The organism is Massilia alkalitolerans DSM 17462 (assembly GCF_000427785.1).
In the GTDB taxonomy this organism is placed as follows: Bacteria; Pseudomonadota; Gammaproteobacteria; order Burkholderiales; family Burkholderiaceae_D; genus Telluria; species Telluria alkalitolerans.
The window spans coordinates 1-13,914 of record NZ_ATYR01000054.1; the positions used below are offsets into that span (position 1 = coordinate 1).

Annotated in this window: 11 protein-coding genes and 1 tRNA gene; 10 read left to right on the top strand and 2 right to left on the bottom strand. The window is 60.6% G+C overall.

Annotated features, from left to right (window positions below; all coding sequences use genetic code 11):
• The 10 genes from YWC_RS0126265 to rpoC form a co-directional block, all read left to right on the top strand.
• Positions 1 to 484 (top strand): EF-Tu C-terminal domain-related protein (locus YWC_RS0126265; RefSeq protein WP_027867274.1); only part of this gene is annotated, 484 nt, incomplete at its 5' end.
• Between the two features lie 100 nt (positions 485 to 584).
• A tRNA-Trp gene (locus YWC_RS0126270) sits at positions 585 to 660 on the top strand.
• 37 nt (positions 661 to 697) lie between these two features.
• Positions 698 to 1,087 carry a preprotein translocase subunit SecE gene (secE, locus tag YWC_RS0126275; RefSeq protein ID WP_027868019.1) on the top strand — a complete coding sequence of 130 codons (390 nt, stop codon included), beginning with the start codon at positions 698 to 700 and terminating at the stop codon, positions 1,085 to 1,087.
• Entirely contained in the window at positions 1,087 to 1,701 is a 615-nt protein-coding gene (gene nusG, locus YWC_RS0126280; RefSeq protein WP_036209128.1) for a transcription termination/antitermination protein NusG, read from the top strand. The genes secE and nusG overlap by 1 nt, the downstream gene beginning before the upstream one ends.
• 108 nt (positions 1,702 to 1,809) lie before the next feature.
• Entirely contained in the window at positions 1,810 to 2,241 is a 432-nt protein-coding gene (gene rplK / locus YWC_RS0126285) for a 50S ribosomal protein L11 (protein WP_027868021.1), read from the top strand.
• On the top strand, positions 2,241 to 2,939 hold the full coding sequence (gene rplA, locus YWC_RS0126290) for a 50S ribosomal protein L1 (protein ID WP_027868022.1): 699 nt from the start codon (positions 2,241 to 2,243) through the stop codon (positions 2,937 to 2,939). The genes rplK and rplA overlap by 1 nt, the downstream gene beginning before the upstream one ends.
• Positions 2,940 to 3,262: 323 nt before the next feature.
• Positions 3,263 to 3,787, top strand: a complete 525-nt coding sequence (gene rplJ, locus YWC_RS0126295) for a 50S ribosomal protein L10 (protein ID WP_027868023.1) — start codon at positions 3,263 to 3,265, stop codon at positions 3,785 to 3,787.
• Positions 3,788 to 3,856: 69 nt separating this feature from the next.
• Positions 3,857 to 4,234, top strand: coding sequence for a 50S ribosomal protein L7/L12 (gene rplL / locus YWC_RS0126300; protein ID WP_027868024.1), 378 nt, complete (start codon positions 3,857 to 3,859; stop codon positions 4,232 to 4,234).
• Between the two features lie 297 nt (positions 4,235 to 4,531).
• Positions 4,532 to 8,641 (top strand): DNA-directed RNA polymerase subunit beta, encoded by a 4,110-nt coding sequence (gene rpoB / locus YWC_RS0126305; RefSeq protein ID WP_027868025.1) that lies wholly within the window; start codon positions 4,532 to 4,534, stop codon positions 8,639 to 8,641.
• Between the two features lie 224 nt (positions 8,642 to 8,865).
• Complete coding sequence (gene rpoC, locus YWC_RS0126310; RefSeq protein WP_027868026.1) at positions 8,866 to 13,113, top strand: DNA-directed RNA polymerase subunit beta'; 4,248 nt, start codon at positions 8,866 to 8,868, stop codon at positions 13,111 to 13,113.
• A 145-nt stretch (positions 13,114 to 13,258) separates the two neighbouring features.
• Here the strand turns inward: rpoC and YWC_RS0126315 are convergent, their stop codons facing one another.
• Positions 13,259 to 13,618: a hypothetical protein gene (locus tag YWC_RS0126315; protein ID WP_027868027.1), complete on the bottom strand. Its 360-nt coding sequence runs from the start codon at positions 13,616 to 13,618 to the stop codon at positions 13,259 to 13,261.
• Positions 13,619 to 13,656: 38 nt separating this feature from the next.
• The coding region (locus YWC_RS0126320; RefSeq protein ID WP_027867651.1) for an IS30 family transposase at positions 13,657 to 13,914 on the bottom strand (258 nt) is incomplete at its 5' end.

The following is a 13,914-nucleotide window of genomic DNA, read 5'->3' on the forward strand; positions in this document are numbered from 1 at the left end:
CGGCATCATCAAGGTCGGCGAAGAGATCGAAATCGTCGGTATCATCGACACCGTGAAGACCACCTGCACCGGCGTGGAAATGTTCCGCAAGCTGCTGGACCAGGGTCAAGCTGGCGACAACGTCGGCCTGCTGCTGCGCGGCACCAAGCGTGAAGACGTCCAGCGTGGCCAGGTCCTGGCCAAGCCGGGCTCGATCAAGCCGCACAACCACTTCACCGGTGAGATCTACGTCCTGTCGAAAGACGAAGGCGGCCGTCACACCCCGTTCTTCAACAACTACCGTCCGCAGTTCTACTTCCGTACGACTGACGTGACCGGTTCGATCGAGCTGCCGGCCGACAAAGAAATGGTCATGCCAGGCGACAACGTGTCGATCACCGTCAAGCTGATCGCTCCGATCGCGATGGAAGAAGGTCTGCGCTTCGCAATCCGCGAAGGCGGCCGTACCGTCGGCGCCGGCGTGGTTGCCAAGATCATCGCCTAATAAGCGATGGTAGGGGGAGGCAGAACAACGCTTCCCTCGACCAGCATTGCCTGGTACGCGCGTACCATGTATAATGCTGGATTCAGCGAGAAGTTTTCGTAGGGGTGTAGCTCAATTGGCAGAGCGTCGGTCTCCAAAACCGAAGGTCGCGGGTTCGATTCCCTCCGCCCCTGCCACCGAATTCTGGTGCGTAGGCACCGAAAGTAAAGAAGAATGTCCAATCAATCCGTGCAAACTGTCAGCACCTCGAATGACAAGTTCAAGGTCGCACTGGCGGTAGTTGCCACGATTGCAGGCGTTGTCGGGTTCTTTTACCTGAAAGGCCAGAACAAACCAGCCTTGGTCGCCGCCGGCGCCCTCGTGGCTGGTTTAGTTTTTGCTGTCCTGCTTTTGTGGACCTCCACCACCGGCCGTGAATTCCTGAGCTTCGCCAAGGAGTCGGTGCGCGAGACCAAGAAAGTTGTTTGGCCGACCCGTCGGGAAGCTACCCAGATCACCGGCATCGTGTTCGCCTTCGTGGTCGTCACTGCGATCTTCCTGTGGGGCACGGATAAGGTTCTGGAATTCCTGTTATACGACCTGGTCCTGGGATGGAAAAACTGATGAGCGATAACGTGCAAGACAACGCGCCGGGCCAAGACCCGGCGCAAGACGCTGGTGCGGCTCCCGTGAGTGTCCCGGTAAGCAACAAGCGCTGGTACGTCGTACACGTCTACTCCGGCATGGAAAAGAGCGTCATGCGCGCTCTCACCGAGCGCATCGAACGCGCCGGCATGCAAGAGCAGTTCGGCCGCATCCTGGTTCCGACTGAAGAAGTCGTCGAGATGCGCAACGGCACCAAGGCCGTCTCCGAGCGTCGTTTCTTCCCGGGCTATGTCCTGGTTGAGATGGAAATGACGGACGAGACCTGGCACCTGGTCAAGAACACCAGCAAGGTCACCGGCTTCATCGGTGGCAAGTCGAACAAGCCGACGCCGATCCCGGCGCGCGAGATCGACAAGATCATGCAGCAGGTCCAGGAAGGCGTCGAAAAGCCGCGTCCGAAAGTCCTGTACGAAGTGGGCGAGCAGGTCCGGATCAAGGAAGGCCCGTTCACCGACTTCAACGGCAACGTCGAAGAAGTCAACTACGAAAAATCGAAGGTGCGTGTCTCTGTCACCATCTTCGGCCGCGCAACTCCGGTGGAACTGGAGTTCGGGCAGGTAGAAAAGGTTTAAAGCGCTTACATCGGAGCGTCGCAGCAGCAAGGCGGAATCCGGTAAGAGGAGCCCCGCCAGAGTAGTAGTGGTGGGGCGCTACTACTCAAACCAAATCAAGGAGCCATCATGGCCAAGAAGATTATTGGTTTTATCAAGCTGCAAGTCGCAGCTGGTAAAGCAAACCCGTCCCCACCGATCGGCCCAGCACTGGGTCAGCGCGGCCTGAACATCATGGAATTCTGCAAGGCGTTCAACGCCCAGACCCAGGGTTTCGAGCCGGGCATGCCGATTCCTGTCGTGATCACCGCGTTCGCCGACAAGTCCTTCACCTTCGTGATGAAGACCCCGCCGGCAACCTACCTGATCAAGAAAGCCGCTGGCATCACCAAGGGTTCGCCGAAGCCACATACCGACAAGGTCGGTACGCTGAGCCGTGCCCAGGCTGAAGAAATCGCAAAAACCAAGCAGCCGGACCTGACCGCCGCCGACATGGACGCCGCAGTGCGTATCATCGCTGGCTCGGCACGTTCGATGGGCATCACGGTGGAGGGTGTGTAATGGCTAAGCTGTCCAAGCGCGTCAAAGAAATGAAAGCAAAAGTGGACCGTAACAAGGTCTACGCGTTCGACAACGCTGTGTCGATCGTCAAGGAATTCGCCACCGCCAAGTTCAACGAGTCGATCGACGTCGCGATCCAGCTCGGCGTGGACCCGAAGAAGTCGGACCAAGTGGTCCGCGGTTCGGTCGTCCTGCCAGCAGGCACCGGCAAGACCGTGCGCGTCGCTGTCTTCGCTTCGGGCGACAAGGCTGAAGCTGCCAAGGCAGCCGGCGCCGACATCGTCGGTATGGAAGACCTGGCCGAAATGGTCAAGGCCGGCAACATGCCGTTCGACATCGTGATCGCTTCGCCGGACACCATGCGTATCGTCGGTACCCTGGGTCAGATCCTGGGCCCGCGCGGCCTGATGCCGAACCCGAAGGTCGGTACCGTGACCCCGGACGTGGCTGGCGCCGTCAAGAACGCCAAGGCCGGTCAGGTTCAGTACCGTACCGACAAGGCTGGTATCGTGCACGCCACCATCGGCCGCAAGTCCTTCTCGGACGAGCAGCTGAAGACCAACCTGTCGGCGCTGCTGGAAGCCCTGAACAAGGCCAAGCCGGCAAGCTCGAAGGGCGTTTACCTGCGCAAGGTCGCGATCTCGTCGACCATGGGCGCCGGCGTCCGCGTCGACCACGCTTCGATCGCCGCTCAGTAATCGATGAGGGCGCTCAGCGCCCTCGTCGCCCCGGCGCAGGCCGGGGACCAAGTTTGACAAGTTTTAGTCCTCGTGGAACATCGCGGGGCGCATCTTTGGGCTGTCGGAGCAAATCACCGCTCCGGCAGGCAGTCAAAGACCGTTGGGCCGAAGGCAGAGGTTGAGCCAGAGGTTAATAGACCACCCAACGCAGATGGTGTACCCGAACAAGTTTTGTAGTCCACGCTGCGTGAGTTCATCCGCGTTAGATTGACTTCTTAACTTCGGACGCCGTGTTCGAACCGATGTGAACATGTTGTTCGCATCATTTAAGGAGATTGACCGTGGGTCTTAATCTGAATGACAAAAAGGCCGTCGTCGAAGAGGTAAGCGCTAAAGTTGCAACCGCGCAAACCATCGTCGTGGCTGAGTACCGTGGCATCCAGGTTGCTCACTTGACCAAACTCCGTGCAGCCGCACGTGCCCAGGGCGTCTACCTGCGTGTTCTGAAGAACACGCTGGCTCGTCGCTCGGTTGAGGGCACGCAGTTTGCCTCGCTGGCAGATTCCATGACCGGCCCGCTGATCTACTCGATCTCGGACGACGCCGTTGCAGCAGCTAAAGTCATCAATGACTTCGCTAAAACCAACGACAAGCTGGTTGTGAAAGCTGGTAACTACGCTGGTAAGGCACTGGATGTCGCCGGCGTGACCGCGCTGGCAAGCATCCCGAGCCGTGAAGTCCTCATCGCCCAGCTGCTGGGCGTCATGCAGGCACCGGTGTCGGGCTTCGCACGAGTTCTGGCTGCAGTCGCAGCACAAAAAGGCGAAGGCGCCGCTGCTCCGGCAGCGGAAGCCGCCGAAGCGTAATCGCTTCGCGTCTTTCTGTTCAAGTAGAACCAAACCTGTACTACACACACACAATATTTGGAGTTTCAAATGGCAATTAGCAAAGAAGAGTTCCTGGACGCAGTTGGCGCAATGTCGGTCATGGAACTGAACGACCTGGTCAAGGCTTTCGAAGAGAAGTTCGGCGTGTCGGCAGCTGCAATGGCAGCACCGGCAGCTGGCGGTGCCGCTGGCGGCGCAGCTGCTGCTGAAGAGCAGACCGAGTTCAACGTTGTCCTGACCGAAGTCGGCGCGAACAAAGTCGGCGTCATCAAGGCAGTCCGCGAAATCACCGGCCTGGGCCTGAAGGAAGCCAAAGACGTCGTCGACGGCGCACCGAAGACCGTGAAAGAAGCCCTGCCGAAAGCTGACGCTGAAGCCGCCAAGAAGAAGCTGGAAGAAGCTGGCGCCAAGGCCGAGCTGAAGTAATACATATGCATTGGGCACTCATCAAGGGTGCCCAGCGCGGGAGTCAAAGCTTGCGGAACCTGCCGAAAGGGAGGGGATGCGGCTTTGGCTCTTTTGTCGTCCCTGCGTCAAACGTTTGTATCCGGGGCCGGCAGGAAACAAAGCATCACTGCATCACCGTTTCAGAAATATCGTAACACAGCAGTACGGCTGTCTTAATCACCTGGCGGGAAAGCAGAGGCTTCAGGCCTTGCGTGTGGTGCGACCACCACTGGCAATTCCTGAATTCTCATCCTTTCTGTCACTCACGGAGTGTCCATGCACTACTCATTTACTGAGAAGAAGCGCATTCGCAAGTCGTTCGCGAAGCGCGCCAACGTTCACAACGTTCCTTATCTTCTGGCTACCCAGCTCGAATCCTACGAGAATTTCCTGCAAGCGGACGCCGTTCCCTCCGTGCGCAAGAACGAAGGCCTGCAGTCGGCCTTCAGCTCCATCTTCCCGATCGTGTCGCACAACGGTTTTGCGCGCCTCGAGTTCCTGTCCTATGTGCTGGGCGACCCTGCGTTTGACGTGAAAGAGTGCCAGCAGCGTGGCCTGACCTTCGCGTCGCCGCTGCGCGCCAAGGTGCGTCTGGTGATCCTGGACAAGGAATCGCCGACCAAGCCGGTCGTGAAGGAAATGAAAGAGCAGGAAGTGTACATGGGCGAACTGCCGCTGATGACCACGAACGGTTCGTTCGTCATCAACGGTACCGAGCGCGTCATCGTCTCGCAGCTGCACCGCTCGCCGGGCGTGTTCTTCGAACACGACCGCGGCAAGACCCACTCGTCGGGCAAGCTGCTGTTCTCGGCTCGTATCATCCCTTACCGCGGCTCCTGGCTGGACTTCGAGTTCGACCCGAAGGACATCCTGTTCTTCCGCGTCGACCGTCGCCGCAAGATGCCGGTCACGATCCTGCTGAAGGCCATCGGCATGACGCCGGAGCAGATCCTGGCGAATTTCTTCGTCTTCGACAATTTCACCCTCCGCAATGAAGGCGGTGAGCTGGAGTTCGTGTCCGAACGCCTGCGTGGCGAAGTCGCGCGCTTCGACATCGTCGATCCGAAGTCGGGCAAGACCATCGTCACCAAGGACAAGCGTATCAACGCCAAGCACGTCCGTGACATCGAAGCTGCCGGCATCAAGTCGATCTCGGTTCCGGAAGACTACCTGCTGGGCCGCGTGCTGGCCAAGAACATCGTCGACCAGGACACCGGCGAAGTCATCGCCGTCGCCAACGACGAGCTGACCGAAGAACTGCTGGGCAAGCTGCGCGACGCCAGCGTGACCGACATCCAGACGCTGTACACCAACGACCTGGACCAGGGCGGCTACATCTCGCAGACCCTGCGCACCGACGACACCGCCGACCAGACCGCCGCGCGCGTGGCGATCTACCGCATGATGCGTCCTGGCGAACCGCCGACCGAAGAATCGGTGGAAGCCCTGTTCAACGGCCTGTTCTACATGCCGGAACGCTACGACCTGTCGGCTGTCGGCCGCATGAAGTTCAACCGCCGTATCGGCCGTGACGAACTCGTGGGCGACATGACCCTGTCGAACGAAGACATCCTGGCCGTGATCAAGATCCTGGTCGAGCTGCGCAATGGCCGCGGCGAAGTCGACGACATCGATCACCTGGGTAACCGCCGCGTGCGTTGCGTCGGCGAACTGGCTGAGAACCAGTTCCGTGCCGGCCTGGTGCGCGTGGAACGCGCCGTCAAGGAACGCCTCGGCCAGGCCGAAGCAGACAACCTGATGCCGCACGACCTGATCAACAGCAAGCCGATCTCGGCCGCGATCCGTGAATTCTTCGGTTCGTCGCAGCTGTCGCAGTTCATGGACCAGACCAACCCGCTGTCGGAAGTCACCCACAAGCGCCGCGTCTCGGCCCTTGGCCCGGGCGGCCTGACCCGCGAACGCGCAGGCTTCGAGGTGCGCGACGTGCACCCGACCCACTACGGCCGCGTGTGCCCGATCGAAACGCCTGAAGGCCCGAACATCGGCCTGATCAACTCGCTGGCACTGTACGCCCGCCTGAACGAATACGGCTTCCTGGAAACCCCGTACCGCAAGGTCGAAGGTTCGAAGGTCACCGACCAGATCCACTACCTGTCGGCGATCGAAGAAGGCCGCTACATCATTGCGCAGGCAAACGCCGCGATCAATGAAGAAGGCCAACTGGTCGACGAACTGGTGTCGGCACGTGAAGCCGGCGAAACCATCCTGGTCTCGCCAGAGCGCATCCAGTACATGGACGTCGCTCCAGGCCAGATCGTGTCGGTTGCAGCCTCGCTGATTCCGTTCCTCGAGCACGATGACGCGAACCGTGCACTGATGGGCGCCAACATGCAGCGCCAGGCCGTGCCTTGCCTGCGTCCGGAGAAAGCCTTTGTCGGTACCGGCATCGAGCGCACCGTGGCAGTCGACTCGGGCACCACCGTGCAGGCCCTGCGCGGCGGCGTGGTGGACTACATCGATGCAGGCCGTGTGGTGATTCGCGTCAATGACGACGAAGCAACCGCGGGCGAAGTCGGTGTGGACATCTACAACCTGATCAAGTACACCCGTTCGAACCAGAACACCAACATCAACCAGCGTCCGATCGTGCAAGTGGGCGATCGCGTGGCACGCGGCGACGTCATCGCCGACGGCGCTTCGACCGACCTGGGCGAACTGGCCCTGGGCCAGAACATGCTGGTGGCGTTCATGCCGTGGAACGGCCTGAACTTCGAAGATTCGATCCTGATCTCGGAAAACGTGGTCAAGGACGACCGCTACACCTCGATCCACATCGAAGAGCTGAGCGTTGTCGCACGTGACACCAAGCTGGGCGCGGAAGAAATCACCCGCGACATCTCGAACCTGGCCGAGAACCAGCTGGCACGCCTCGACGAATCGGGCATCGTGTACATCGGCGCCGAAGTGCAGGCCGGCGACGTGCTGGTCGGTAAGGTCACCCCGAAGGGCGAGACCCAGCTGACTCCTGAAGAGAAGCTGCTGCGCGCAATTTTCGGTGAAAAGGCGTCGGATGTTAAAGATACCTCGCTGCGCGTGCCTTCGGGCATGGTCGGCACCGTCATCGACGTGCAGGTGTTCACCCGCGAAGGCATCCAGCGCGACAAGCGCGCCCAGCAGATCATCGACGATGAACTCAAGCGCTACCGCCTGGACCTGAACGACCAGATGCGTATCGTGGAAGGCGATGCCTTCCAGCGTCTGGAGCGCATGCTGATCGGTAAAGTGGTCAACGGCGGTCCGAAAAAGCTGGCCAAGGGCGCGGCGATCACCCAGGAATACCTGGCTGACCTCGACCGCTTCCACTGGTTCGACATCCGCCCGGCCGACGACGACACCGCGAACGCACTCGAAGCGATCAAGGAATCGATCAACGAGAAGCGCCACCAGTTCGACCTGGCCTTCGAAGAGAAGCGCAAGAAGCTGACCCAGGGCGACGAGCTGCAGCCTGGCGTGCAGAAGATGGTCAAGGTCTACCTGGCCGTCAAACGCCGCCTGCAGTCGGGCGACAAGATGGCAGGCCGCCACGGTAACAAGGGTGTGGTCTCGCGTATCGTGCCGGTGGAAGACATGCCGTTCATGGCGGATGGTACGCCTGCAGACGTCGTGCTGAACCCGCTGGGCGTTCCGTCGCGTATGAACGTCGGTCAGATCCTCGAAACCCACCTCGGTTGGGCGGCGAAGGGCCTGGGCCTGCGTATCGGCGACATGCTGCGCGCTCAAGCCAAGGCCGAAGAAGTCCGCGGCTTCCTGGGCAAGATCTACAACGAGACCGGCCGCAAGGAAGACCTCGACAGCTTCAGCGATGAAGAGATCCTGACCCTGGCGAACAACCTCAAGAACGGCGTGCCGTTCGCGACCCCGGTGTTCGACGGTGCACACGAAACCGAAATCCGCCGCATGCTCGACCTGGCCTTCCCGGACGACATCGCTGCCAACCTCGGCATGACCCCGTCGAAGAACCAGGTCACGATGTTCGACGGCCGTACCGGCGAAGCATTCGAGCGCAAGGTCACCGTCGGCTTCATGCACATGCTGAAGCTGCACCACCTGGTCGACGACAAGATGCACGCCCGTTCGACCGGTCCGTACTCGCTGGTGACGCAGCAGCCGCTGGGCGGTAAAGCCCAGTTCGGTGGCCAGCGCTTCGGTGAGATGGAGGTGTGGGCACTGGAAGCCTACGGCGCGTCGTACGTGCTGCAGGAAATGCTGACTGTGAAGTCGGACGACGTGAACGGCCGTACCAAGGTTTACGAGAACCTGGTCAAGGGCGATCACGTGATCGATGCCGGCATGCCGGAATCGTTCAACGTGCTGGTGAAGGAAATCCGTTCGCTGGGTATCGACATCGATCTCGAGCGCAACTAAGCAGGCCGGCATGGCCGCTGCCTTCGGGCATGGCCTGCTGCCCTGGAACGTCGCCCCGGCGCAGGCCGGGGCCCAATTTCGGTGGATTAGCCGAAAAACTTGGATCCCGGCCTGCGCCGGGATGACGCTTTCAAGGGTTGGCGGTTCACGCAAGCACTGGCGAAAATCAGTGAGAAGCAGCGGAAGTAGTACCAAGTAAAGAATTCAATCACCTGGAGTGATACATGAAAGCACTGCTCGATCTATTCAAGCAAGTTCAGCAAAACGAGAGCTTCGACGCCATCAAGATCGGCCTCGCCTCGCCTGAAAAAATCCGTTCCTGGTCGTTCGGCGAAGTCAAGAAGCCGGAAACCATCAACTACCGCACCTTCAAGCCTGAGCGCGACGGCCTGTTCTGCGCCAAGATCTTTGGCCCGATCAAGGACTACGAATGCCTGTGCGGCAAGTACAAGCGCCTGAAGCACCGCGGCGTCATCTGCGAGAAGTGCGGCGTCGAAGTCACGCTGGCCAAGGTGCGCCGTGAGCGCATGGGCCACATCGAGCTGGCCTCGCCGACCGCCCACATCTGGTTCCTGAAGTCGCTGCCGTCGCGTCTGGGCATGGTCCTGGACATGACCCTGCGCGATATCGAACGCGTGCTGTACTTCGAAGCATACGTCGTGACCGATCCTGGCATGACCCCGCTGAAGAAGTGCCAGATCATGTCGGAAGACGACTACGCCGCCAAGTACGAAGAGTACGGCGACGACTTCACCGCATTCATGGGCGCCGAAGGCATCCGTGAACTGCTGCGCTCGATCGACATCCACCGCGATGCCGAAGCCCTGCGCGTCGAGCTGAAGGAATCGAAATCCGAAGCCAAGATCAAGAAATACGCCAAGCGCCTGAAAGTGCTCGAGGCGTTCCAGCGCTCGGGCATCAAGCCTGAGTGGATGATCATGGAAGTGCTCCCGGTCCTGCCGCCGGAGCTGCGTCCGCTCGTCCCGCTGGATGGTGGTCGTTTCGCTACTTCGGATCTGAACGATTTGTACCGCCGCGTCATCAACCGTAATAATCGCCTGAAGCGCCTGATGGAACTGCGCGCTCCGGAAATCATTACGCGTAACGAAAAGCGCATGCTGCAGGAAGCAGTGGACTCGCTGCTGGACAACGGCCGTCGCGGCAAGGCGATGACCGGCGCCAACAAGCGTCCGCTGAAGTCGCTGGCTGAAATGATCAAGGGTAAAGGCGGCCGTTTCCGTCAGAACCTGCTGGGCAAGCGCGTCGACTACTCGGGCCGTTCGGTCATCGTGGTGGGTCCGCAGCTGAAACTGCACCAGTGCGGCCTGCCGAAGCTGATGGCCCTGGAACTGTTCAAGCCCTTCATCTTCAACAAGCTGGAACTGATGGGTCTCGCGACCACCATCAAGGCTGCCAAGAAGCTGGTCGAAATCCAGGAACCGGTGGTCTGGGACATCCTGGAAGAGGTCATCAAAGAACACCCGGTCATGCTGAACCGTGCACCAACCCTGCACCGTCTCGGTATCCAGGCGTTCGAGCCGGTCCTGATCGAAGGTAAAGCAATCCAGCTGCACCCGCTGGTCTGCGCGGCGTTCAACGCCGACTTCGACGGTGACCAGATGGCAGTCCACGTGCCGCTGTCGATCGAAGCGCAGATGGAAGCCCGCACCCTGATGCTGGCTTCGAACAACATCCTGTTCCCGTCGAACGGCGAACCGTCGATCGTCCCGTCGCAGGATATCGTGCTGGGTCTGTACTACGCGACCCGCGAGGCGATCAACGCCAAGGGCGAAGGCATGCTGTTCCCGGACGTGTCGGAAGTCATCCGTGCGTACGACAACAAGGAAGTCGAACTGGCGACCCGCATCACCGTGCGTATCGTCGAGTTCCCGAAGAACGCCGAAGGCGAATTCGACCGCACCGTGACCCGCTACGAGACCACCGTCGGCCGCGCCATCCTGTCCGAGATCCTGCCGAAAGGCCTGCCGTTCTCGGTGCTGAACCGCGCGCTGAAGAAGAAGGAAATCTCGAAGCTGATCAACACGTCGTTCCGCAAGTGCGGCCTGCGTGCGACCGTCGTCTTCGCGGACAAGCTGATGCAGTCGGGCTTCCGCCTGGCGACCCGCGCCGGCATCTCGATCGCCGTCGACGACATGCTGATCCCGGACGTCAAGAAGGGCATGATCGCGACCGCCGAAGCGGAAGTGAAGCAGATCGAGCAGCAGTACGCTTCGGGTCTGGTCACCGCCGGCGAGCGTTACAACAAGGTCGTCGACATCTGGGGCAAGACCTCGGACGAAGTCGGCAAGGCGATGATGGACCAGCTGAAAGTGGAACCGGTCACCAAGCGTGACGGCACCGAAGGCACCCAGGAATCGTTCAACGCGATTTACATGATGGCCGACTCGGGCGCCCGTGGTTCGGCAGCCCAGATCCGCCAGCTGGCAGGTATGCGAGGCCTGATGGCCAAGCCGGACGGTTCGATTATCGAAACGCCGATTACCGCGAACTTCCGCGAAGGCCTGAACGTTCTGCAGTACTTCATCTCGACCCACGGCGCTCGTAAAGGTCTGGCGGATACGGCACTGAAGACCGCGAACTCGGGTTACCTGACCCGCCGCCTGGTCGACGTGACCCAGGATCTGGTGGTGATCGAGGACGATTGCGGCACCACCAACGGCACGCACATGAAGGCGATGGTCGAAGGCGGTGAAGTCATCGAGCCGCTGCGCGACCGTATCCTCGGCCGCGTGACCGGTACCGACGTCGTCAATCCGGAAACCCAGGAAACCCTGTTCGAAGCCGGCACGCTGCTGGACGAAGACATGGTGGAAGAGATCGAACGCGTCGGCATCGACGAAGTGAAGGTCCGCACCCCGCTGAACTGCGACACGCGCTACGGCCTGTGCGCCAAGTGCTACGGCCGTGACCTCGGCCGCGGCATGCTGGTGAACAGCGGCGAAGCAGTCGGCGTCGTGGCGGCACAGTCGATCGGTGAGCCGGGTACCCAGCTGACCATGCGTACCTTCCACATCGGTGGTGCGGCATCGCGTGCGGCAGTGGCATCGTCGGTCGAAGCCAAGTCGAACGGCACCGTGCGCTTCACCGCCACGATGCGTTACGTGACCAACGGCAAGGGCGCGCAGATCGTCATCTCGCGTTCGGGCGAAGTCCTGATCACCGACGACCACGGCCGTGAGCGCGAGCGCCACAAGGTGCCGTACGGCGCGACCCTGATCGTCAAGGACGGCCAGGTCGTCAAGGCCGGCACCGCGCTGTCGACCTGGGATCCGCTGACCCGTCCGATCATTACCGAGTACGCAGGTACGATCCGCTTCGAAAACGTGGAAGAGGGCGTCACCGTCGCTCGCCAGGTCGACGAAGTGACCGGCCTGTCGACCCTGGTCGCGATCGATCCGAAGCGCCGCGGTTCGGGCAAGGTCCTGCGTCCGCAGGTCAAGCTGCTGAACGAAGAAGGCCAGGAAGTGAAGATCGCCGGCACCGAACACGCTGTGACGATCGGCTTCCAGGTCGGCGCGCTGATCATGGTCAAGGACGGTCAGCAAGTCTCGGTGGGTGAAGTGCTGGCACGTATCCCGACCGAATCGCAGAAGACCCGTGACATTACCGGTGGTCTGCCGCGCGTTGCCGAACTGTTCGAAGCACGTTCGCCGAAAGACGCGGGCATGCTGGCGGAAGTCACCGGTACCGTCGCGTTCGGTAAAGAGACCAAGGGCAAGCAGCGCCTGGAAATCACCGACATGGACGGCAACAAGCACGAGTTCCTGATCACCAAGGACAAGCAAGTGCTGGTGCACGACGGCCAGGTGGTGAACAAGGGCGAAATGATCGTCGACGGTCCGGCCGATCCGCAGGACATCCTGCGCCTGCTGGGTATCGAAGCGCTGGCCCGCTACATCGTGGACGAAGTGCAGGACGTGTACCGTCTGCAGGGCGTGAAGATCAACGACAAGCACATCGAGGTGATCGTTCGCCAGATGCTGCGTCGCGTCGTGATCGTCGAAGCCGGCGACACCGACTACATCGTCGGCGAGCAGGTGGAGCGTTCGGAGCTGCTGGAAGAGAACGATCGCATGGAAGCCGCAGGCAAACTGCCGGCAACCTACGAAAACGTGCTGCTGGGTATTACCAAGGCATCGCTGTCGACCGACTCGTTCATCTCGGCCGCATCGTTCCAGGAAACCACCCGCGTCCTCACCGAAGCGGCGATCATGGGCAAGCGCGACGGTCTGCGCGGCCTGAAGGAAAACGTCATCGTCGGCCGCCTGATCCCTGGCGGTACCGGCCTGGCATTCCACCGCGCCCGCAAGGAGAAGGAAGTGTGGGAGGCGGAAGAGCGCCAGGCACTGCTGCAGCAGGAGAAGGCCAACATGGCCGCCGAGCTGCAGGCGATGGAAGACCAGCAGAATGCTGCGGCTTCGGTCGAGCAGCATCAGGGCGATGGCGAGTGATCGCTGTAGCTAGCTGAAATGAAGACGGCACCCTGAGGGGTGCCGTTTTTTTGTGCCGATGTTTAACGGCGGGCCGTGCCGTTACACGTCTTTTTAAGAGCAAACCCGGCTCGACCGATCGGCCAGCTTACCCACATATTTCAGTTCACTGTTTCGGCACGGCCTTGGTGGCAATGGACGAGGTGGTCGGAGCACACGCACGAGTGCATCTCAGATAGCTCGCATCGCAGGCATCGAGCCTTTCCCGTTTGCGCTTGTGGAAATCGGACTGCTCCGCCGCACGCTCAGGCATCGATTGCACCTGACCATGGTTTGCAGTACGCGCAAACTGGTTCTTTTCCTCGACCGGAGGCAGCTTGTCGAATCCAGTAAGGCGGCCCGCACGGGTCGTGCATTGCTGCTTCTCCGATGCGCATACCGACGTGCACACGGAAGGCTCGTCGGCATGCGCCAGCGGCGCCGCCATCAGGCCAAGCAGAGCGACGAGCAGGAGAGAACGATTCATATGGATTGGCGGTCTCAAGAACCAACTGCAACACCGGATTAATGAATCGAATCGGCCTGCAATTGTAGCCGAACCATATGCTCGGTATAAACGGCGAGTGGAGTCTTCCATCCGAGCGTTTCTCGAGGGCGCGTGTTGAGCGATAGCGCGATGGCATCGAGCTCGTCTTGGGAGTAGATCGACAGGTCCGAGCCCTTGGGCATATATTGGCGCAGCAGACCATTGGTGTTCTCGTTTGACCCTCGCTGCCAAGGGCTGTGCGGGTCGGCGAAGTAGATCTGCACACCCGTACGTTC